Here is a 24,172-nt window from a genome sequence, read left to right as displayed (position 1 = left end):
GGAGCGCGACTCATGACCGTGATCAAGCAAGACGACCTGATTCAGAGCGTTGCCGACGCCCTGCAGTTCATTTCCTATTACCACCCCGTGGATTTCATCCAGGCGATGCACGAGGCCTACCTGCGCGAAGAATCGCCAGCGGCCCGTGACTCCATGGCACAGATCCTGATCAACTCGCGCATGTGCGCCACCGGCCACCGGCCGATCTGCCAGGACACCGGCATCGTGACCGTGTTCGTGCGCGTGGGCATGGACGTACGCTGGGATGGCGCGACCATGAGCCTGGACGACATGATCAACGAGGGCGTGCGTCGCGCCTACAATCTGCCGGAGAACGTCCTGCGTGCATCGATCCTCGCCGACCCGGCAGGTGCGCGTAAAAACACCAAGGACAACACCCCGGCAGTCATCCACTATTCCATCGTCCCGGGCAACACCGTGGAAGTGGACGTGGCGGCCAAGGGTGGCGGCTCCGAAAACAAGTCGAAGATGGCGATGCTCAACCCGTCCGACTCCATCGTCGACTGGGTACTCAAGACCGTTCCGACCATGGGTGCCGGCTGGTGCCCACCGGGCATGCTCGGCATCGGCATCGGCGGTACCGCCGAGAAAGCGGCCGTCATGGCGAAAGAAGTGTTGATGGAATCCATCGACATTCATGAGCTCAAGGCCCGCGGCCCGCAGAACCGTATCGAAGAGATGCGCCTGGAGCTGTTCGAGAAGGTCAACCAACTGGGCATCGGCGCCCAGGGCCTGGGCGGCCTGACCACCGTGCTCGACGTGAAGATCATGGATTACCCGACCCACGCCGCTTCGTTGCCGGTGTGCATGATCCCCAACTGCGCCGCCACCCGCCACGCCCACTTCGTGCTGGATGGTAGCGGCCCGGCTTCGCTGGAAGCGCCGCCCCTGGACGCCTACCCGGAAATCGTCTGGGAAGCCGGCCCATCGGCCCGCCGCGTGAACCTCGACACCCTGACCCCGGAAGAAGTCCAGAGCTGGAAACCGGGCGAAACCGTACTGCTCAACGGCAAGATGCTCACCGGCCGCGACGCGGCGCACAAGCGCATGGTCGAGATGCTGAACAAGGGTGAAACCCTGCCGGTGGACCTCAAGGGTCGCTTCATCTACTACGTCGGCCCGGTCGATCCGGTCGGTGACGAAGTGGTCGGCCCGGCCGGACCGACCACCGCCACGCGGATGGACAAGTTCACCCGCCAGATCCTGGAGCAGACCGGCCTGCTGGGCATGATCGGCAAGTCCGAGCGCGGCCCGACCGCCATCGAAGCGATCAAGGACAATAAGGCGGTGTACCTGATGGCCGTGGGGGGAGCTGCCTATCTGGTGGCCCAGGCGATCCGTAAATCCAAGGTCCTGGCGTTCGCCGAACTGGGCATGGAAGCGATCTACGAGTTCGAGGTCAAGGACATGCCGGTGACCGTTGCGGTCGACAGCAAAGGCGAGTCGGTGCACATCACCGGCCCGGCGATCTGGCAGAAGAAGATCAGCGAAAACCTGGCGGTAGAAGTGCAGTAACAGCACTTTGAATCGCAAGAAAGGCCGGTGGGCGACAAACCCACCGGCCTTTTTTCATGTCCGCAGCCGGCACCTACCACTTATCGGCCTCCCTGCGCACCTGTCGGATCTGACAGGTTACCCATCGGCTATCTCTTGGCATCCTCATGTTTTGCCAGGCAGTGGCCCTGGCGTTGCCTAACGAGATGATCCCCGATGGCAGAGCACACGCCCCTCCAGATTGTGACCCCCACCATCGCCAATAGCGCATCCATTGCCACGATTGGCCACCGGATCGGCCCTGTCGGCACCCGAGGTGCCGCCTCCTTCGAATTGCCCCTGCCTCTGTCCAGCGCTCGCCACCTGACGCCGGCACTGGCGCTGCACTACGACAGCCAGAGTGGCAATGGCACCTTCGGCATCGGCATGCGGTTGTCCGTCGCCAGCATCGCCCGCCGCACCAGCGATGGCGTGCCCCGCTACGACAATGAGGATGTGATGATCGATGCCGACGGGGTGGAACGTTGGCCGGAGCTGAACGAGGATGTGCCGGTCATTCACGCCTTGCCAGGACCCGGCAACGTCACCTGCTCGGTGGTGCGTTATTACCCCAGGGTCGAAAGTGCTTTCGATGTGTATGAACTCTGGACGCCCAGCGACGGGCGGGCGCCGTTCTGGCGCGTCCAGGGCAGCAACGGTCATGTGTATTGCTACGGCTACAGCGAAGCGTCGCGTATCGCCGAACCCAAGTCCGATGCCGACCCCGCAAGCCCCATACGCATCGCTGAATGGCTGTTGCTGGAAGAAGTCAGCCCCTTGGGCGAACACATCTATTATGAATACGCGGCCGATCCCGGCCCGTTCGACGGTCCTCACGATTATCGTGCCCAGCGCTACTTGCGCCGGGTGTGCTATGGCAACGCCACGGCCAGCGAGACCCTGTACTGTTTCGAAGACGAAGACCCGGCCAACCGGAACTGGCATTTCCACCTGCTGTTCGACTACGGTCAACGCACTCTCGATCTCGCGCAAAAACCTTCCTGGCAGGCATCCGACGACACGTCCTGGCCGCTGCGCAGCGATCCCCTCCACACTTACCGGTATGGCTTCGAAGTCGGCACGCGGCGCTTGTGTCATCAGGTGCTGATGTTCCATCACTTCCCCGCCGAAGCCGGCACCGAACCCGCCCTGGTACAGCGGCTTTTGCTGGAATACACCGCTACCGCGCTGGGCTACAGCCTGCTGACCGCTGCCCATTACCAGGCCTGGGATGCCGAGGACCGAATCCAATACCGCCCTCCCGTCGAGCTGCAATACAGCGGTTTTGAACCCAATCTCAGCCCCGCTACCTTCTTCGAACTGGAAACCATGCCCGCCCTCGAAGACGGCCGGCGCTATCAATGTGTCGACCTCTACGGTGAAGGGGTGCCGGGCTTTCTGTGCCGCTACACCGATGGCTGGTATTACCGCGAACCCGAACGCGGCGCCGACGGTGACGAGATCGCTTACGGCCCGTGGTCGCTGCTGGAGAACCTGCCGGTCGCCACCGACAATCCGACAGTGATGCAAGTGCTGACCGACCTGACCGGCAGAGGTCGCCTCAACTGGATCGTCAGCCAGCCCGGCATGAGTGGCTTCTACACCCTCAACCCGGACCGCACTTGGTCAGGCTTCACGAGCTTCGAACAGTACCCGACGGAGTTCCTGCACCCGGCCGCGCAGCTGGGCGACCTGACCGGCGACGGCTCGCGTTCCCTGGCCATGATCGGCCCCAGAAGCGTCCGGCTGTACGCCAACCTTCGCGAGCAGGGTTTCGCCCCCGGCGTCGATGTGCCCCATGAACCGGACAGCGACCTGCCCTTGTTCAGCGACCTGCGCAGCGAGTTGGTGCTGTTCGGCAACCTGCTGGGCAGCGACAGTACCGAGCTGTGCCGCATCCGCTTCGATGAAATCAAATGTTGGCCGAACCTCGGCCATGGGCGTTTCGGCGAAGGTTTCGTCATGAGCGCCCTGCCTTTCGGCTATGGCCAGTTCGATGCCGACCGGGTGCGGATCGCCGACCTGGATGGGTCCGGGGCGCCCGCGCTGATCTACCTCAACAGCGACTGTTTCGAGATCTACCTCAACCGCGGCGGCAATGGCCTTGAGCAAACCCCTGTCCGGGTGCCCTGGCCCACGGGCGTGCGCTACGACAACGTGTGCCAGGTCACCCTGGCCGATCTGCAAGGCCTGGGCTGTGCCAGCCTGATCCTGAGCACGCCGCACATGACGCCGGAGATGGAAAAACCCGGGCACTGGCGCTATGACTTCGTCGCGATGCGGCCCTATCTGCTCAACGGCACGAACAACAACATGGGCTGCAGCACCGCCCTGGCGTACCGCAGCAGCGCGCAATTCTGGCTGGATGAAAAGCAGCAGCGGGTGGCGAAAGAGGAAAAGCCGACCTGCTACCTGCCCCTGGCCTTGCCGCTGTTGGCACGGCAACAGCAACTGGATGAAATCACCGGCAATTGCCTGACCCAATGCTTCACCTATTTCGAAGGCAACTATGACGGCTATCACCGTGAATTCCGGGGGTTCGGCCGCTTGTACCAGGTGGACAGCGAGGTGCCCGACGGCGAGACACCTGGCGGTTTCACCGCGCCGGTGCTGGTCAAGACCTGGTTCCACACCGGCCGCTCCGTCGATCAACCGCTAAAGGACTGTTTCGAAGGCGACACCGACGCGGTGCCGTTGGGCCCGACGCTGCTGACCCGCTTCCACGAAAGCGACGAAGCCAACGAAATCATCACCCCCGACCCGGACACCGCACGGGACATGGCCTACGCCCTGGGCGGCCGCGTATTACGCAGTGAAACCCACCCCGTCGAGCCGGCCGAGACACCCACCAAGCCCTACACGGTGACGCAACAACGCTACCTGCTGCGCCATCCCCATGCCCATCACAAAAGCCTGTTGGTGCTGGCGCTGGAAACCCTCAGCCACCAATACGACGGTTTTACCGACGACCCGCAAACCGAACACGGCATCAACCTGAAATGGAACCGCTTCGGCCAGCTTACCCACAGTTTTGCCGTTCACTACGCCCGGCGTCTTACCGCGCTCGATACGCCGCCCTTCGACGATGAAGTCGAAAACGGCTGGTGGCGCGATGCCCATGACGATCAGCAACAGGTGTTCCACATCATCGAGAAACGGGACGAGTACCTGCACCTGATCGACGATACGGGGCTGCGCCAGCGCCTGGGCCTGCCATGGCGTTCCAGGGCCAACGGCCTGCAACGCCCCAAAGGCGAATTGCCACAGGGGCTCACGCCCCGACAGGTCAACTATGAAACCTTCCTCGAACATCAGGACTCCCCGCAATGGACAGCGGCCCGACAGTTGATCGCACTTCAGGAGCAGAGCTACCTGCTGGACGAACACGACGACATCGCCTTCCAGGCCCTGCGCGGCCCGCTGGAGGTGGCTGAATTCGACCAACAGGCGCTTGACGCCTACGACGCCGTACCGCCCCCCTTCGACATTCGCGAACAACTGGAGACCATTGGCTTCGAGCCCATGAGGCTGTTCCTGCCGGATGACCCGGACGAAGACGAAGCCGAAAATCTCTGGTCGAAAAAAGTCGGTTTTGCCACCTATCTGCCCCTTTCGGGGTTCTTCCAGCTAAGCGCACTGCAAGAAACCCAGAGCCATGGCGAAACCACCGTCGGGTACGACCCCTATCACTTCATGACTACCACGGTGACCCTGCCGGATGGCTGCACCACGCGGCTCGACTACGACTATCACTGGCTGTTGCCACGGCAGATCATCGACGCCAACGACAACCCCCAACAGGCAGCGTACGGTCCGGGCGGCGTTCCGTTGGGCGTCACCTTTCATGGCACTGAAAACGGCGTCCCTGCCGGCTTCGATGACATCGCCACGTATCGGCCGCCCGAAGACCTGACACCCGGTCACGCTATCGAGCATCCGCAGGAAACCCTGGGCAGGATCGCCAGCGCGGTACGCACCGACATGCTCAGTTGGATGGGCGCCATCGATGTCACCCTGGTGCTCTCTACCCAGCGCGACGAATGGATTGGCGCACGCTACGTGCTGCCCGACGGCCATGTCCGCGCTTCGGCCCGCGCTCGCCTGGCAAGCCTGGGCCAGCGCTCTGTCGCCCAGGAATTGCTGTGGATGCTGATACAGGCCACGGTCCGAGAGCCTGTCCACAGTGTCGTACTGAGCGCCGATCGTTACCCGGACGATCCGCTGCAACAGATCCGCATCGCCCTCAGCGCCGTCGACGGATTCGGCCGTCCTCTGCAAACCAAGCAGCGGGTCGAAGCCGGGCAAGCCTATGCCGTGGCCGAGGACGGCTCGCTGGTGGTGGAGGACGGCAAGCCGCTCCAGCATCACGCGGAACAGCGCTGGCGGGTGAGCGAACGGGTCGAGTACGACAACAAGGGTTTGGTCACGCGGGTCTATCGGCCTTATTTCGCCGATGCCTGGCGCTACATCAACGACGCGTCGTTGCGGGTGCACGGCTATCACGACCAACAGTTCTACGACCCGCCGGGACGCTTGATCAAGGTCATCAATGCCAAGGGGCACGAGGCCTGGCATGTCCACCATCCCTGGTATCAATGCGACTTCGATTACAACGATACGGATCCAGGGGCCTGACAGGTGAGCAGGCAGGCCCATGCAAACACGCCGCGCCTGGCGGTGTTCGACGGGCGTGGCGGGCCGGTCCGGCGCGTGGATTACCTGCGCGGCTCCACCGGTGACGAGATAGAACGGATGGTCACGGCCCAGGCGTTCGACGTGGCCGGCCGCATCATCTTCCAATGGGACCCTCGGTTGCACGGCACGGAAACGGCCAATCTGTACAGTGTCTACAGCCTGTCGGGAACACCGCTGCTCACCGAGAACGTCGACGGTGGAATGCGCCGGGAGCTCTTCGGCGTAGCCGGGCAACGACTACAGGGTTGGGAGGGTCGCGGCAGCGAGCAGCGAATCGACTACGACAACCAGTTACGTCCCCTGGTCATCCGTGAACGAAGCCAGGACCAGGCATGGGCCACCGTCGAATACCTGCACTACGGCGAAAACACCAGCGACCGCGCCCGGCACAATCAATGCGGCCGGTTGGTGGCGCACTACGACACGGCCGGACGGTTGACGACAGATGACTATTCAATGGCCGGGGCACCGTTGCATCAGTCCAGGCGCTTTCCCGATACGCTGGCGCCGCCGGATTGGCCCGCCGATGAGGGCGGACGCGACACCCTGCTCGAGCCCACTGGCTACGACACGCGCTGGCATTACGGCGCAATGGCGCAGATGCTCGGTCAGACCGATGCCGGAGGCCACCTGCAACACGTGGACCTGGACATCGCCGGCCAGCTCAAGGCCTGTCGCCTGCAATGGGCGGGCAGCCCGACCTCGCAGGTCATTGTCGAGCGGATGCAGTACAACGCCGACGGCAACCTCCAGGAGTACACCGCCGGTAACGGCGTCATGATCGCCTACAGCCACGACCCCGCCGATGGCCGACTGTGCGAATGCAACGCCGTGAAAGGCGATGACATTCACCAGCATTTCAGCTACCGATACGATCGGGTGGGCAACCTGACGTCCCTGACCGATCACACCCATGTCACCCGCTACCATGCCAACCTGCGTATCGACGGCGAGCGTCGGTTTACCCATGACAGCCTGTATCGCCTGGAAAGCGCCACGGGCCTGGAAGTTCGCGGCGCCAGTACCCAACCCCAACTGCCGGGGCTGATCCCACCGGTAGACCTTTCGCTGCGCACGCCTTATACCCAGCATTACCACTACGACCGGGGCGGTAATCTGCACACCCTGGTCCACAGCAGCGCGACACCGGGCCAGGCCCATACGCTGCACCTGACGATGGACCCGACGAGCAATCGCTGCATCCAGTGGCGCAAGGGAGATGCCACGCCTGGCGACGACCTGGGTTTCGATGCCGCCGGCAACCTGATGACACTGCCGGGTTCGGGGAAGCAACTGAGTTGGAACCTGCGTAACCAGTTGCACAGTGTCACGCTGGTGCATCGCCAGGACACCGACGACGATGTGGAACAGTACGTCTACGACGCCCAGGGCATCCGCGCGCGCAAATGCCAGCGTACCCGGGCGGCTTCCGTCAGCCATGTACGTGACGTGCGCTATTTGCCCGGCCTGGAAATCCGCACCCTGGACGACAGCGAAGCGCTGCACGTCTGCACACTGCAAGGCCCGGGTTTCAATGTGCGCGGGCTCTACTGGGAAAAAGGCCGGCCGGATGAAATCGACCAGGGCCAGTTGCGCTACAGCCTGGATGATCACTTGGGTTCTCTGGTGAAGGAACTGGACCAGGACGCAAGGCTCATCAGCCATGAGGGTTATTACCCTTTCGGCGGCACCGCATGGTGGGCCGCCGACTCCGCGTTACAGGCCAGCTACAAGACCGTCCGTTATTCCGGCAAGGAGCGCGACGCGAATGGCCTTTATTACTATGGCCTGCGCTATTACGCGCCGTGGACGATGCGCTGGATCAACCCGGACCCGGCGGGGCCGGCGGACGGTTTGAACCTCTATGCAATGGTGGCGAACAATCCGATGCGATTCTCGGACCCTCTGGGCCTGAACAAAAGCAACAAGACGCTGGCCGAAGGCAACGGGCTCACGGCCCTGATGAGCGACCGCACACGCCTCATCCTGCAGGGCGGCGCCAACCCGCTGCCGGCCATTTCCGGTTCGCCCGCCAAAGTGAAGAAAATGCGGGAAATGCACTTCAGCGGAAATCCGGAAGCCGAGCTGTTTCTCAAGAAGAACCGGGACGAAAACCTGGTCGCCCACGCGGGCTTCGAAATACCGGGCGCAACACCTGAAGAAACGATCCGTCTCACCGACTTCTTCAACATTGCGCTGCCTGCCCAGTTGACGGTCGAGCGCCATGGCGTCGAGGAGTACCGACCCGCCGATCAAGGGCTGGAAAAAGACAATCCTGTCTCGGGCGGTATCTTCAAGTTCGGCGACATCGACCGTTACGAAGGTTTCCTGAAAGAGAAACTCATCGCCATGTACCAGGACACGCAACGCCCCATCAAGGTCTACAAGGGCACGAACCCTGAGCCGATCAATCTGGCCGGCCTGGAATACGAGGTGCCCACGCTGCAGCCCCTTCTCCAGAGACGGCTCAAGGCGCACATCGTCGCCAGTGATCACTACTTGCCCAAGTCCGCCGGCCTTCCGGGGATGCATGCCGAGAGTGCCGGCGGGCACGTTGCGCTGGCGTTTCAAAAAGCCATGACGGGTGAAACCGATCCGTCGCAGATTCTCGTGGTGACGCAAAAGCTCAAGGGTGTCAGGGACGCGTCGGCTTTTCCCGCCTGCTTCAACTGCGCCAACATCCTGATGGAATCCCAGGATGGCTCCGCGCCCTTCAATGTGTTGACCGGCAGGGTGAACATGACTCATCGGCAGTGGAACAGCGCGGTCCAGGCCTACCTTTGACTGCACGGAAGGTCACCGGGCCTGTCAGACCTGACAGGTTCGGCGCGGTCTTTTCACCGGTATATTGCCGTCTCAGTATCCGACCTCGATTAAGGATCGAAGCGACACCCTGGAGGTCTTCGACCCATGAGTACCGTCCATTTCCGTACTCCAAACGTCGTCGCCATCGATGGCCGAGGCCTGCCGGTACGCCAAAGTGTTTATCTACGCAGCCAGGTCGCAACCGCCGCCACCGTACTGATATCGCGCCAGCACTACAGTACCGCCGGCCGCCTGGTCGAGCAGTGGGACCCGCGCCTTTTCAGCCAGGGCCCCAGACCCAACCAGGCCGCCCTCTTTACACTCAGTGGCAGTTCATTGCGCTACGACAGCGTCGATGCCGGCTGGCGCCTGATATTGCCGGGTCTGGTGGGTGAGATCCGACAGCGCTGGGATGAGCGCGGCAGTCACTGGCGAATGGCCTACGATGAGCAACTGCGTCCGGTGGCTGTGGAGGAAAACGGGCAGGCCGGGATCGATACGTTCCTCTACGCCGACGCCACGGCCGACGTCGGTCATAACCTGCGCGGACAGTTGCTCCAGCAAACCGACCCCTCGGGCAGCTTGCGCCCGGACAGCTACGGCCTGCTGCGCCTGCCGTTATGCGAAACGCGCACCTTCGAGGATGGCCAGGCCTTCACCAGTCGATACCTCTACGGTCCGCTGGGAACTCTTCTGGAGCGGACCGACGCTGGTCTGCATTGGCAACAGTTGCGCTACGACCAGACCGGGCAACTGACGCAGGCCCGGTTGCAGATCAATGGGCAGACCCAATGGCTATCGGTTCTGGAAAGCGCCCGGTACAACGCCGCCGGGCAGATTATCGAACAACGGCTCGGTAATGGCCTGGTCAGCCACTGGCTTTATGACCCGGCCAATGCCGGCTTGCAGCGTCAATGGGCGCAGAGCGACCAGACTGTCCTACAGGATTTCGAATACGAATATGACCCTGTGGGTAACATGACCCGCATGCTCGATCATGCCTTCACGCCCCGTTACTTCGCCAACCAGCGGGTCGATGGGCATCGCGGTTTCAGCTACGACTCGTTGTATCGTCTGCTCAGCGCCAGCGGTTATGACGATAGTCCGCCCTCGGACACTCCCGCCCTCCCACAGCCGAGCGATCCCAACGACCGGCGCAACTATCTTCAAACCTATGAATATGATCATGGCGGCAATCTGATCAAACTCAGCCATACACGCGACGGAGCCTGCCACACCCGCCAGATGTTCATCGACCCGCACAGCAACCGGGGCACGCGTTGGGCACCGGGGGATCCGACCCCGTCATTCGATGAGTTGTACGACCGTCACGGCAACCTGCAGGTACTGCAACCTGGCCGGGACCTCAAGTGGAACGCCCGTGACCAATTGGCATCGGTGACATTGGTCAAGCGTGATACCGCCCCCGATGACGAAGAGCATTACCACTACAGCCAGGGCCGACGGGTTTATAAACGCCACGACGCCTACACTGCGACAACCCACCATTTCCACGCGGTGCATTACCTGCCTGGCCTGGAAATCCGCACCCGCGACGGCGGCGAACAATTACACGTCATTCTTCTCGCCGCCGGCCCCGTCAGCATACGTTGCCTGCACTGGGTTACCGGCAAACCGGAGGGGATCCCCGCCAACCAGCTGCGCTACAGCCTGCCGGATCATCTGGGTTCGAGCGTGATGGAGCTCGACCAACACGCCCGGTTGATCAGTCACGAAGGTTATTACCCGTACGGGGCCACGGCCTGGATGACCGCGCGATCAGCCCTGGAGGTCGGGTACAAGACCGTGCGTTACTCGGGCCGTGAGATGGATATCAGTGGCTTGTACACCTACAGCGAGCGCTACTACGCACCGTGGCTGCAACGTTGGATCGGCGCCGATCCGGCAGGGGATGTGGATGGGTTGAACCTGTACGGGTTCGTGGGGAATAACCCGTTGCGCTATGTGGACAGCGGGACGAACAGGACCGAGTGGCGGATCATGAACTACTCGGACTTCATTTCCGAACTCGGCACGGAATCCGCGACGGCGCTGGCGCAGATCGACAACATCATCCACAAGACGAACATCGTGAACGAGCTGCTGAAAAACCTGGTGGGTGAAACCATTGGCGCCATGGTCGGTTTTGCGGGTGGCTACATGGGCGCGGAGACGTTCGGCTCGGTGGCGCCACGACTCAATGAAATCCCTTATCTGGGTGGCCTCGCCGGTGGAAACATAGGCGCCGACATGGCCAGCGCGACAGCCGATGCCAGCCTGCCGACCGCTCGCCTGCTTCGGCCGCTCATCCCACAGACATCGGCCATGTCGATCAGGGCGATCGACAGCAGGCTGGGGCTCGCCTGGGACACCTCCATGAGCACCTCGGTCCAGGCGTTTTCGAGTTCTTTCCTGAATCGAGTCGTAGGCTCGGTGGTCCCCGGCATCAACCTGTTGAACCTGGGCTCCCGGGCGCAGGAAGCCGAAGACATCAAGACGGGGCTGACGCCCGTAAAGATCCAGAAGATCGATGCAATGCTCGCCGAATGGAAAAGCACCGTGCAGCAGCGTTGGGCCGAGACGGATGCCACCTTCAAAGCCCTGGGCAAATCCGCTATCTATCCAGGCGACGTGCTGCCCAACGTCAACTACATGACGACGCAGCAAACCCTGGCACCGATCCACCGGTCGGTCTTGCACAGAAAAACCGTGGTCACGCTGGACTACATCGATCGGGCACAAAAAGGCATGGCCTGGTACAAAAAGATGAGCACCACGGACCGTCGGTTCCTGATGAAGCAATCCCAACCCATGTCTAACGTCTCGCGAAGATGACGCAATGACCGGTTTGCACCCTCACGAGCCGGTCGCCCTGTCAGACATGACAGGTTCGGCGCCGTTTCCCGGCTGCTATATTGCCCCCTCGGTACCCGACCTCGATCAAGGATCAAAGCGGCGAATCCCCTGGAGGCCGTCCAGCGATGAACAACGTTCACTTTGGCACGCCGACGACGGTCGCCCGGGATCCACGAGGCCAGGCGGTACGACAGGTCCACTACCTGCGATCTGCGCTCGATCAGCCAATCCGCAGCCTCATCACCCGGTACCACCATGATCTCGCCGGTCGCGTGACACAACAGTGGGATGCCCGGTTGACGGTTGCGGCCCAGACCGATGTCTACTCGCTGTCGGGTGCCTCCCTGTCCAGCCGTCATGTCGATGCGGGCCGTCGCGTTCAATTGATCGGTCTCGTGGGTGAGAGACTTCTGACATGGGACGGACGCGGCACGCGGCTGCGCAACGAATACGACTCGCAGCGGCGATTGATCGCCGTGTACGAACGGGCCGAAGGTGCCGGCGAACAGGCTACCGAACGGCTGTTCCGTGCAGACTCATCCTCCGAAGCCGCCGCCCGCAATGCCTGTGGTCGGATCATCGAACACCTCGACCCCGCCGGCCAACTCACCCTTGGCGATTACAACCTCAACGGCCAACCCTTGGTCGAAACCCGACGATTCATCAATACAACGAACTCACCGGACTGGTCCCAAGAGGAGGCGGACAACGAGCCGCAGCTCGAGCCCGAACGGTTGACCACACGCCGCACCTACGACAGCACCGGCAACCTGATCAGCCAACTCGACGCACGCCAGCATCTTCAGACCTTCTCCTACAACATTGCAGGTCAACTGGACGGCATTGCCTTGAAACCTGCGGGCCGGCCCGAGGCCGTGCTTTATCACAGCCTTCTCTATAACGCCGACAACCAGCTGGAACGTCAGGCAGGCGGTAACGGCGTGGTTGACACGGCCGCTTACGATCCAGCCGACGGGCGTGTGGTCGAGCTCAAGACGCAAACCCGGACCGGCGATACGCTGCGCCACACCCGCTACCGCTACGACCCGATGGGTCACGTACTGAACATCGTCGACCCGGCCTTTACCGTCCGCTACTTCGCCAATCGACGCGTCACGGCGGACCAGGCGTTCACCTACGACAGCCTGTATCGGCTGACGGGTGCCACCGGATGCGAAGCGCAAGTGGACCCTGGTCACCCCGGGCTGCCGGAACTGAGCCCGATCGATGACAGCCTGCTGCTCAATTACTCACAGGCGATGGCCTATAACGACAGCAGCGGCCTGCTCAGCCTGATCCACCGCAGCGACCATGCAGGCCAGTCCAGGACGCTGGAAATGGAGATTGCTCCTCAGAGTAACCGGGCACTGCCCAGGGACGGGAGCGAACCCGACTTTGCCGGCAGTTTCGATGCCTGCGGCAACCAGCGCTTGTTGCAGCGCGGCGGCCAGCCGTTGTTGTACAACTTGCGCAATCAGCTCGAACGCTGCACGACCGTGGCCCGTCCGCTCCCCGCCGCCAGTGATCATGAACACTTTGTCTACGCCGCCGATGGCAAGCGGCTGAGAACGACCCGCACGACCCAGGCAAACAAAACCGTCCTGATCGATCAGCGCCGATATCTGCCAGGGTTGGAGCTGCACGACAATACCGACCGGAACCTGGAAGTCATCGTGATCGAAGGGGCGCCGGGTCCTGTCCGTTGTCTGCACTGGGCAAGCGGCAACCCCGGGATAGAGGATTATCAGGTGCGCTACGGCCATGGTGATCACCTGGGCTCCTGCACACTGGAAACCGATGGTCAGGGCCTGCTGATCAGCCGCGAACGATTCCATCCATTTGGGACCACCGCTTCGTGGGCAAGCCGTTCGATCGTGGAGGCCGACTACAAGAGCATCCGCTATTGTGCCCGGCCGATGGATGCCAGCGGCCTTTACTACTATGGCCTGCGCTATTACGCGCCGTGGCTGCGGCACTGGATCGGCCCGGACCCGCTGGGCAATGTGGATGGGCTGAATCGATACGCAATGGTCGGCAATAACCCGGTCAGCTTCATCGATGTGCAAGGAACGACAAAACAACCACCGCCTTCGACGGCGGCACAATCAGCACAATTGGCACAAACAGCCATCCAGATCACCCCGGCTTCGGCACCTGCTGCAAGCCCCGTCAGCCAAGCGGAAAGTGCGGCCGCCCCCACACAGGTCACCGATCCACGCAACAATCCTCCACCGTTGCCCAAGCCCACACAGACGTGGCAGGCCTGGGCCAGGCAGTTGGCTCTGGATGCGGTGAACTCAAGGGTCGGGCTCGCGTTGCTTCCAGTTGGCACATCGAGCCCCGCCAATGCCGCCATCGTATCGACACTGATTACCGCCGCCGCACAACTGACGATACACGCCACCCTGTTCAACCCCGGCTGGTCGCCGCCCGGTTCCTGGGATCCCTCGGGCGGAGGTTCGCTGCCGCCCGTGGACGTCACCCAGGGCGCCAACCGTATGTTCAGCATGACCACCGCCGCCATCAGTACCACTGGAGCGATAACCGGCGCCATTCTCGGACCGGTCGTGGGTGGTTACGTCGACGAGCTCAGGGATACCAAGGGCAAGGCCGAGCGAAAGGCCCTGGCCGGCAAATGGATCGACACCGTGGACAGGCTCATCGCCGAACAGCGATTGCTGGAAGAGGTGCCGGAAAGGGTTCAGGGTTCGTTGCGCGATCAGGTATTGGAAATAGAAGCGCTGATTGGCATTACCTGGCAGACGATGAACATGCTCGAAAAGATCAGCCTGCTGAGGCCAGGAAAACCCGACACCCATGAGGCGGTATCGAGGCGTGAATCTGTGACATCCATGAGTTCCCTGGGTGATGGCGTGTTCTACAGAAAAGGCCCGAGTCGGACTCCGGTACCCCGGAAAATCCCCGCTGTCTGATGCGCAGGCGGCCGCCCTTGGCCCTGACAGCGGACGGCATGCTATGGTGCCCGCCCGACTTGCTACCGGTTTGCGCCAGCATGCTGCCGACCTCCCGTACCTTGCGTCTGTCGTTGTACACCTTGCTGATCCTCGCCGGTGCCGTCGTCGCCGCGACGCTGGCCGTGCGCCACGCCGAACGCGAGGCACTGGAGGAAGACGCCAGCCGTGCGAACCAGCAATTGGCGCTATACGCCAATTCCCTGCATACCCTGATCGACCGCTACCGTGCCCTGCCCGCCGTGCTGGCCCTGGACCCTGAGTTGCGCGCAGCCCTCCAGGGCCCGATCAGCGCAGCGCAACAGGATGCGCTGAATCACAAGCTGGAGAAGATCAACGGCGCGGCGCAGTCGTCCACCCTGGAATTGCTCGACCACACCGGACTGGCCGTGGCCGCCAGTAACTGGCGACTGCCCAGCAGTTACGTCGGCCATAACTATGGGTTTCGCCCCTATTTCCTCCAGACCCGAACCCAGGGCACCGGGCGCTTTTATGCAGTGGGCGTGACCAGCGGAATTCCAGGTTACTTCCTGTCCAGCGCGGTGACCGGTGACAACGGCGAATTCCTTGGGGCGATGGTGGTGAAGCTGGAATTTCCCGAGCTTGAGCGTGAGTGGCGCCAGGGCAGTGACACCCTGCTGGTCAGCGATGCCCGGGGCATTATCTTCATTGCCAACCGACCGGGCTGGCGCTATCGCCATCTGCGACCGCTGACCGACAGCGATCGCGCCGAACTCAAGGCCACCCGCCAATACGACAAGCAGCCGCTGCAACCGCTGTCCTTCGAGCCGTTGCGGCGCTTTGACGACAACAGCCATCTGAACCGGGTCGAAGCCCCCGAGGGCGCTGCGGAGTATTTGTGGGAATCCCTGCCACTGCCTGCCGAAGGCTGGACACTGCACCTGCTGCGTCCGCCTCAGATCGCCTTCGAAGACCGCCGCAATGCCGGGCTCGCCGCCGCCGGATCGTGGCTGGCGCTGGTGTTCCTGTTGTTGTTTCTCAACCAGCGCTGGCGCCTGGCAAAACTGCGCCAACGCAGCCGCGCCGAACTCGAACGCCTGGTGGAAGAACGCACCCGGGAATTGCGCACCGCCCAGGAAGGGTTGGTGCAATCGGCCAAACTGGCGGCCCTGGGGCAGATGTCGGCGGCCCTGGCCCATGAAATCAACCAGCCGCTGACCGCCCAGCGCATGCAACTGGCGACCCTGCGCCTGCTGCTGGAGCACGGCCGGGTCGATGACGCCTACAAGGCCCTCAAACCGGTGGATGACATGCTGACCCGCATGGCTGCCCTCACCGGCCACTTGAAAACCTTCGCCCGCAAAAGCCCCAGCGGCCTGCGCGAGCGCCTGGACCTGGCGGCGGTGGTGGACCAGGCACTGCAATTGCTGGACACGCGCCTGCGGGACGAACAGGTCGACACCGTGCTGCACCTCACCCGCCCGGCATGGGTGCGCGGCGATGCGATCCGCCTCGAACAGGTGTTGATCAATCTGCTGCGCAACGCCCTCGATGCCATGGCCGGACAACCCGCCAAGCGCCTGGAAATACGCCTGGAAGCCGACGAGCTATTGTGGTGCCTGACGGTGCGCGACAGCGGCACGGGGATCGCCGAAGAACACCTGGCCCAGGTGTTCGATCCTTTCTTCACCACCAAGGCAGTGGGCGACGGCCTGGGCCTCGGGCTGGCGGTTTCGTTCGCCATCATCCATGAATCCGGCGGGCGGCTGAGCGCGGACAACCATGAAAGCGGCGCGGTATTCTGTGTGACCTTGCCCATCGACCAGGAGGCGCAGTTGCATGCCTAGCCAATCCCAGCTCAAGCGTGTGATGGTGGTGGATGACGAAGCCAGCATCTGCAGCGCCGTCGAGCAATGGCTGAGCCTGTCGGGCTTCGAGGTGCAATTGTTCAACCGTGCCGAAGAATGCCTGGCCAGACTGCCCGAACATTTTGCCGGTGTGATCCTCAGTGACGTGCGCATGCCCGGGCTCAGCGGCCTGGAACTGCTGGCCGAAGTGCGACGGCGCGATCCGGACCTGCCGGTGATCCTGTTGACCGGTCACGGCGACGTGCCGATGGCGGTGGAAGCCATGCGCGACGGCGCCTATGACTTCCTGGAAAAACCCTTCAGCCCCGAAGCCCTGCTCGGCAGCCTGCGCCGCGCTCTGGACAAGCGCTCCCTGATCCTGGAAAACCGCCGGCTGCACGAGCAGGCCGACGCCAGGGCCCGGCTCGACGGCACGCTGCTGGGGGTATCCCGGGCGCTGCAAAACCTGCGACGCCAGGTGTTGGACCTGGCGACACTGCCGGTCAACGTGTTGATCCGCGGCGAAACCGGCAGCGGCAAGGAGTTGGTTGCCCGCTGCCTGCATGACTTCGGGCCTCGGGCGAACAAGCCGTTCGTGGCCCTGAACTGCGCGGCCATCCCCGAACCGCTGTTCGAGGCGGAACTGTTCGGCCATGAAAGCGGCGCGTTCACCGGCGCCCAGGGCAAGCGCATCGGCAAGCTCGAATATGCCGACGGTGGCACGCTGTTTCTCGATGAGATCGAAAGCATGCCCCTGGCCCAGCAGGTCAAGCTGTTGCGGGTATTGCAGGAGCAGAAGCTCGAACGCCTGGGCTCGAACCAGAGCATTGCCGTGGACTTGCGTATCGTCGCCGCCACCAAACCGGACCTGCTGGACGAAGCCCGGGCCGGGCGCTTTCGCGAAGACCTGGCTTATCGCCTGAACATTGCCGAGCTGCGCCTGCCGCCATTGCGTGAGCGGCGCGAGGACATTCCGCTGTTGTTCGAACACTTCACCCACCGCGCCGCCGAACGCCTCGGCCGCCCCGCCGCCCCTCTGAGCGGCCCGCAACTGAGCCACCTGCTGAGCCACGACTGGCCGGGCAATGTGCGCGAACTGGCGAATGTCGCCGAACGCCAGCTATTGGGACTGGACCAACCCCACGCCTTGCAGACGGAGCCCGGTCAATCCCTGGCCGCCCAGCAAGAAGCGTTCGAAGCCCAATGCCTGCGCGCCGCCCTGACGCGGCACAAAGGCGATGTGAAGGCGGTGCTCGAAGAACTGCAGCTGCCGCGCCGCACCTTCAATGAAAAAATGCAGCGCCATGGGTTGAGTCGGGAGATGTTCTTGCAGGACAGTTGATGCCGGGGAGCCTGGACTGGCCTGCTCGCGATGAATACACCACCTAGCCCGAGATCAGACTGGCAAGCACCCTTTTCTTGCTCGCCGCATCCAGGGCGCGATAGCCATCCAGCAACAATTCCTCATCGGGCGCCAAGGACGGCGACCTTGCGCCTTGCGCGCGCTCGCCAATCAGGACGTACTGTGCGTCCACCCCAATAACCGCCAGTTTCGCCACCAGATCGGCCGGACATTTCTGCCGTCCCGACACCACTTCCTTCAAGCGCTGCGGGCTGGATTCCCCCGCGGCACGGGACGCCGCCGCCAATGACATGCCGCAGCGATCAATCTCTTCGCGCAGACGAACGTGGATATAATCCACCAAATCTATTGACATGGTGTAACTATCCCACCAAAATATTTTGGACAAACAGCGATCATCTATGCCTCACAGGAATTGCCACCATGCTCGTGTCAACGCTGAACGTCCGAGAAGTCACCTCATTGACGGTCATCAACGTGTCGGGAGCGTTGGATCTGAATTTACTTTGGAAATTTCCTACACGAAATAGGGAAGCATCTGTAGCACAAAAGGAAGTATCACAAATATAGCTCGCCCCAGGACGAAGGTTTTCTCTTCATCGCCACCGGTCCAGGGGTTGAGGCCAGGCACTTCACCAAGCGTACTGAAAACGTTGAGGTTTTCTCACTTACTTGAGGTCGGACATGCATTTGTATCAAACATTTACCACCCGCTGGGTTGTCTTGAGCAAGCTTGTACTCTTGACGCTGGTCCTGGGTACGTCGACCCCAGCGGCCGCCAACATGGTGGTGTACCCGATGACCAGTACCATCGGCGCCGAGCAGGACGGTGTGGGCCAGATCCAATTGCATTCCAAGTCGGACAAGGTCCAGTACATCAAGGTCAGCGTGACCCGGATTCAGCGCCCCGGCACACCGGACGAACACGAAAGCCCCCTGTCCCCCACCGACACCCAGGGCATCGTCGTGTCGCCACAACGCACGGTACTCGCTCCCGGTGCCAGTCGCACAGTTCGTATTATCGCCCAGGCGATCCCCAGCGAGGAAACTGTCTACCGCGTCTATTTCGAGCCAGTGGCCGCACCGGACCTGGTGGACGAAACCGCTTCGGACCAAGGCGTGCAACCCAGGATCGGTGTCAACCTGATCTGGGGCGCGCTGGTGCGCCTGCTGCCGGACGAACGACGCACCAGCATCAGCCTGCAACAAAACGGCGGGGTTCTGCGCAACGACGGCACCCTGCGCGTCGGTGTGCTGCAAGTCGGCCGCTGCGCCGATGTCAAGGGCGAGAAGGACTGCGTCTGGAATGACGTCAATCGCAGCCTGTACCCCGGCAACACTCTTCCCGTCTCGGCTCCCGGCGTCAGCGGCAATGTCCTGATGCGCTTCGTGACCAGCGACGACAAGCAGCCCCGCACCCTCGCCGTGCTGCCTTAAAGCCCGACGTCCCAACGAATTTTTTTGACCTGAGCTACGTGCCCCGGCACGTGGTTGGGCCCCCGTTCATCCATAGCAAAGAGGCAACACCCCATGAAACTGCTCCAACTCGCACCCCTGGCACTGGCTGCCTTGGTCTCACTGCCCGCCGTGGCGGTGGAAAAAAGCATTCTGGTCTATGCCGATGTCGATCCAACGATCGAACTGCTCCAGTCCGACGGCAGCCCGCTGCCAGCGTCCATGGAGATGGCCTACCTGCCGGGTGCCGGCCTGCAACCCACTCGCCTGGGCACGCGGATCTTCAGCAACGACACGGACAAGGACATGACCCTGCGGCTGATCACCAACCCGGTGTTGGCCAACATGACCAATCCCGCCGCCACTGGCGTACCGCTGTCCATCAGCTTCGGCGGACGGGCGTTGAACACCACCGGCGTGTCCCTGTCGGCGGCCGACCTGTTCCCCGGCGGTGACCCGACCAGCGGCTCCATCGAGCAGATGCTGGACATCCGCCAGACCACTGTCGGCGCCATTACCAACGCCGGTCGTTACGAAGGCATCGTCAGCCTGGTCCTGACCCAGCAGCCGTAAACCGCCGGTTCTCCCCGGAAGGGGGGGTACGGCGCTGTCGTACCTCCCCTTTTTCTTCGTCAAGGCCACGTATGAAACTCCATTTCACCGCACTCTCCATCTGCCTTGCGTGGGCGCTGGCCGATGCCGTATCGGCCGCGCCCGCCGACCTGACCCGGGTACCGGCCGGTTTCGAAGCCCTGGTCGAGGGTCAGGTGGAACAACTCGAACTGCACCTGTTCAATCGCAATCTCGGCCTGCACCCGGTGCTGGTGCGACCCGGCCGGATCGAATTCCAGCAACCCGAGCGTATCGCTACCTTGTTGGTCGAGGCTGGTGCGTTGGTGTCTGCCCAGGAACTGTTGCCCTTGCTGTCACAACCCTTGCCCAGCAACAGCCAACTGGCCTGCTCCTATGGTTTGGCCAGCGAGGCAAGTTGCGGCTATCTGGAAACCGAGGCGGTGGCCGTGATCCTCGATGAGGCAGGCGCTCGTCTGCAGGTGCTCTTGCGCAAGGACTGGCTGCCGGAAAACGAGGCCTCGGCCCCTCGACTGCACACGCCGAGCGAGGCCCGGAACGCCCTCGTCCATCGACAGAACATCAACATCGCCCAGTCCGACAGCTACCGCGCCCTGGGAGCCAGCGGCCTCGGCGCACTCGGCCTGGGGGAAAGCAGTCACCTGGGGCTCACCTGGATCTACCAGGCCAACCAGAACAGGCGCGGCAGCGACAGCAACCTGGAATTCAACAACGCTTATTACCGGCAGGACGTTGACCGGGAGCACTACGCCCAGGCGGGACGCATGGACATGAGCAACCTGTCCAGCGCCGAGGGCGGCAACTTCAATTTCAGCCTGTTGCCCCTGGGCCGCATCGACGGCGCCCGCGTAGGCACCACCCTGGCCTACCTCAATCGCGACGTCGTCGGGCAGGGCACCCCCGTCTCCCTGATTCTGACCCAACGCGCCCGCGTCGATGCCTTTCGCGGCGAAGAATTACTGTCCACTTCGTACCTCGATGCCGGCGTGCAGAACGTCGACACCCGGACCTTCCCCAACGGCAGCTATCCGGTGACCCTGCGGGTGATCGAAAACGGCCAGGTGACCCGCACCGAAACCGTGCCCTTCAGCCGCACCGACGGCAATGGCCTGGGCGATGACACCGTGCAGTGGTTCTTGCAGGGTGGACGCACGGCCGAGCACTCCCTTTACGATCAGGACCCGGCGGCCGTGGCCCAGACCGGCCTGCGGATTCCCCTGCTGGACAACCTGGCGCTGACCAGCGGCATCACCTGGCTCGACACGGCGTTCTTCAACGAAAGCCGCCTGGATTGGGCCGGCACGCTGGGTGCCAGCAGCTGGTCGCTGTCGGCCGCCCTCCTGGAGGGCAATGACGGGGCGAGCGGCAACAGCCAGCAATTTACCTTCAATCATGGCCTGACCTGGAACCTCTATCGCTACTCGCTGCGCAGCCCGTCCTGCGAACACACCCGTCGCGCCTACCGGCAGAGTGGCTGCAACGAGTCCTTGAGTGCCAGTGCTTCCCTGCCCCTGGCCGGCGGCGCCCTGAGCGCCGGCTACAGCTACAACCGCTACGCCCAGGTGAGTCCCTCGTACTACTGGAATACATTACCCGGCGAGCCGGACCTGACCGAAGACCTGACGACCGCCACTTGGGCCCGCACCCTGCAAGTGGGTTTCTCCCGCGGGCATTCCCTGGGTCCGCTCCACCTCATCCACCGCGTGGGTGCGTTTCGTAATCAGAGCGGCAACCGACCGACCGATCACGGCGTGTACTTGAGCCTCAGCCTGTCCGAGAACGAGCGCTCGACCTCCGGCGGCTTCCACCACACCAGCGTCGGCCTGGATGCGCGCCGCGAACAGAATGCCAGCGACAGCGTAAGGACCAGCCTGGCCCACACCCGGGTCTGGGAAGGCGAACACGGACGCAACGAAATGAACACCGGGGTTGGCTACGATGATCTTGGCCGCTGGGATGCTGAACTGGCCGGGCGCCTGGAGCGCAACTGGGGCGAGACAAGCCTGGCCGTGTCGCAGCGCGGCGGTGACCGCCAGCATTCACGTCCTGGGCTGAGCGGCAGTCACTCTTCCTCCCTGGCACTGGGAGACGAAGGCTTCTTCTGGGGCCCGGGCCAGGGTGGCACCGGCCCGGGCGCCGCTGTCGGCATCGTCGCGGCACCGGCGGAAAACGCCAGCGGCGCGGCCGCCAAGGTCAGCGGTGGCTACGGCGCCCAGACCAGCATCGGCTTCGGCGAGAAACGGCTGATTCCCATCAATGGCTTCCAGGCCTCGCAAACCCGCATCAGCGATGCCGATGCCTCGCGCCAGAACCTGAGCTCGGTGAACGTCGGCAACGGCAGCCGCGACTGGTTCCTGCCCCCTGGCAAACTGGCGGTACAACGCATCGAATCCAGCGTCAGCTACACCTACGTCGGCCGTCTGGTGGATGCCCGGGGAAAACCGCTGGCACAAGCAGCCATCCTCAACGCCGCGATGCTCGAAACGGGCGCAGACGGCAGCTTTGTCGTCGACCTCGACCACCACCCCGCCCCGCTGTTCGCCCTGGACCTCAACGGCGTGCATGCCTGCGCCGTGCAATCGGCGACCGCTCGCAGCAGCCTGCGACGGGTCGGCACGCTCACCTGCCAGAGCACCACCCTGGACGCGCTGCCGAAAAATCTCCATGACCCCGACCGCCTCGGACGCTGGACGGCGCGCCGCAGCGCCGCGTTATCGCCAGACAAGGGAAACCAGCCATGACTACAATCCTTCACCGTTGGGCTCGCCGCCTGGGCGCAATGATTGGCGCGTTAGCGGCGCTCCCCGCGCTTGGGGACATCCATCCCGGCAATCACTATCAATCCGAGGCGCTCACTTTCGACCGCTCGGCCCCGCCCGCCGATCATTACATCTGGACGCGGATGACCCACGGCTGGCACGAACAGCCGGTGGAAGGCGCAGGCTACAAGACAATGCATTTTGTCTGTCTGTCAAACACCGATCCTGCGACAGGCCAATGCCTGACCACCGCCGGAGGCAGATATGGCACCACCGAGATAAAGTTACGTTTCACGGAGAAACGCAGCCGACTGTCCGTGGTTCTGACCGTCAACGGCAACATTACGCGCAGACTCCCGATCCACAGCCCCTGTGGAGTGTGGGGGTCCAGCACTTGGATGCTGACCTCGACCTCGCATGGTAACTGCGAAGGAGTGGATGCGACGGGCACGGCCTCCACCCTCTGGATTCCTCGCTCGGAACTCGCCAAATTGCCCGCCGGTGGCGTCTGGACGGCGCAATTGGTCATGAAGCTAAGAAGGTATTACTCGCAACCTATCGGAGCCGCCCATACCTACACCATCGACTTCAAACTGGACGTCACCGACCACAATAACGTGCAGATCTACCTGCCCGCCTACGGTATCAGCACCCCGCAAGTGGACCTGAACCTGCGCACCCGCCCCTTGAGCAACAGGCCCGGCGGCGTGGTTTCCGGCCAGTCCGTGGTCGATGCCTGTCTCTACGACGGCTATAACGCCAACAGTCAGCGCTATGAGGTTCGCATCACAGGCACCAATCCCGTTCCCGGCATGGAGGGTCGCTTCTTCGTGCACCATGCCTCGGGCGGCACGGGTGAGCGCAACCGCATCGAATACCAGGTGCGCACCCGCACCGCCAACCTGGGCGAAACCCAGCATGCGTCGGGGCAGACGGTGACCCATACCGGCATCCACAACGCCGACATCCGCGCCGTGCGCCTACCCAACGTGCCCTTCCCGGTGGTGTGCACGCCGTGGCCCATCACCCTGGACACACCGGCCTTCAACCAGATCGACAAGAACGTCGGGCAGTACCGGGGGGAACTGAAGCTGGAGTTCACACCTTCGACGACTTCGCCCTGAGTTTTTGTGGTGCCTGGACAGGCCTCATCGCGAGCAGGGTTAGCGCAAATCCCTGTGGGAGCGAGCCCTGCTCGCGATGAGGCCAGCACACACAACACATCCCCCATTGATAAGCGGATTCCTGCTTACCCCCATGGCAACAATAAGCGGATTTCCGCTCACCCAACCCCGTCCCCCCCTCTAAACCGGC

Annotated in this window: 12 protein-coding genes; 11 read left to right on the top strand and 1 reads right to left on the bottom strand. The window is 62.8% G+C overall.

The genetic code is table 11. The annotated features are described in order from the left end of the window. Positions 1-12: 12 nt before the first annotated feature. The 7 genes from EGM97_RS04130 (at position 13) to EGM97_RS04100 (ending at position 18,032) form a co-directional block, all read left to right on the top strand. Complete coding sequence (locus tag EGM97_RS04130; protein WP_053146885.1) at positions 13-1,536, top strand: fumarate hydratase; 1,524 nt, start codon at positions 13-15, stop codon at positions 1,534-1,536. 195 nt (positions 1,537-1,731) lie between these two features. Next, positions 1,732-6,189 (top strand): SpvB/TcaC N-terminal domain-containing protein, encoded by a 4,458-nt coding sequence (locus tag EGM97_RS04125; protein ID WP_238961039.1) that lies wholly within the window; start codon positions 1,732-1,734, stop codon positions 6,187-6,189. Positions 6,190-6,192: 3 nt separating this feature from the next. Beyond that, positions 6,193-9,033: an RHS repeat-associated core domain-containing protein gene (locus EGM97_RS04120; RefSeq protein WP_238961038.1), complete on the top strand. Its 2,841-nt coding sequence runs from the start codon at positions 6,193-6,195 to the stop codon at positions 9,031-9,033. Positions 9,034-9,159: 126 nt separating this feature from the next. Beyond that, positions 9,160-11,889: an RHS repeat-associated core domain-containing protein gene (locus tag EGM97_RS04115; RefSeq protein ID WP_238961037.1), complete on the top strand. Its 2,730-nt coding sequence runs from the start codon at positions 9,160-9,162 to the stop codon at positions 11,887-11,889. 146 nt (positions 11,890-12,035) lie between these two features. Next, entirely contained in the window at positions 12,036-14,843 is a 2,808-nt protein-coding gene (locus EGM97_RS04110; RefSeq protein ID WP_238961036.1) for an RHS repeat-associated core domain-containing protein, read from the top strand. A gap of 80 nt (positions 14,844-14,923) precedes the next feature. Next, complete coding sequence (locus EGM97_RS04105; RefSeq protein ID WP_238961171.1) at positions 14,924-16,690, top strand: sensor histidine kinase; 1,767 nt, start codon at positions 14,924-14,926, stop codon at positions 16,688-16,690. Continuing rightward, the gene (locus EGM97_RS04100) at positions 16,683-18,032 is read left to right on the top strand and encodes a sigma-54-dependent transcriptional regulator (protein WP_238961035.1); all 1,350 of its coding nucleotides are present in this window, start codon (positions 16,683-16,685) and stop codon (positions 18,030-18,032) included. Before EGM97_RS04105 ends, EGM97_RS04100 begins: the two co-directional genes overlap by 8 nt. A 43-nt stretch (positions 18,033-18,075) precedes the next feature. On the opposite strand, the gene EGM97_RS04095 is transcribed toward EGM97_RS04100, so the two are convergent. Continuing rightward, entirely contained in the window at positions 18,076-18,408 is a 333-nt protein-coding gene (locus EGM97_RS04095) for a helix-turn-helix domain-containing protein (RefSeq protein WP_238961034.1), read from the bottom strand. Between the two features lie 329 nt (positions 18,409-18,737). On the opposite strand from EGM97_RS04095, the gene EGM97_RS04090 reads away from it, so the two are divergent. The 4 genes from EGM97_RS04090 (at position 18,738) to EGM97_RS04075 (ending at position 23,982) form a co-directional block, all read left to right on the top strand. Continuing rightward, positions 18,738-19,490, top strand: coding sequence for a hypothetical protein (locus tag EGM97_RS04090; protein WP_238961033.1), 753 nt, complete (start codon positions 18,738-18,740; stop codon positions 19,488-19,490). Positions 19,491-19,583: 93 nt separating this feature from the next. After that, positions 19,584-20,081, top strand: coding sequence for a CS1 type fimbrial major subunit (locus tag EGM97_RS04085; RefSeq protein ID WP_238961032.1), 498 nt, complete (start codon positions 19,584-19,586; stop codon positions 20,079-20,081). Positions 20,082-20,152: 71 nt separating this feature from the next. Further along, positions 20,153-22,840 (top strand): TcfC E-set like domain-containing protein, encoded by a 2,688-nt coding sequence (locus EGM97_RS04080; RefSeq protein ID WP_238961031.1) that lies wholly within the window; start codon positions 20,153-20,155, stop codon positions 22,838-22,840. Then, positions 22,837-23,982, top strand: coding sequence for a CfaE/CblD family pilus tip adhesin (locus tag EGM97_RS04075; RefSeq protein ID WP_238961030.1), 1,146 nt, complete (start codon positions 22,837-22,839; stop codon positions 23,980-23,982). The genes EGM97_RS04080 and EGM97_RS04075 overlap by 4 nt, the downstream gene beginning before the upstream one ends. Positions 23,983-24,172: the final 190 nt, after the last annotated feature.

Origin of the sequence: Pseudomonas sp. AF32, from assembly GCF_022342325.2 — a bacterium.
GTDB lineage: Bacteria > Pseudomonadota > Gammaproteobacteria > Pseudomonadales > Pseudomonadaceae > Aquipseudomonas > Aquipseudomonas uvaldensis.
This window is presented reverse-complemented; position numbering and strand designations above follow the sequence as displayed.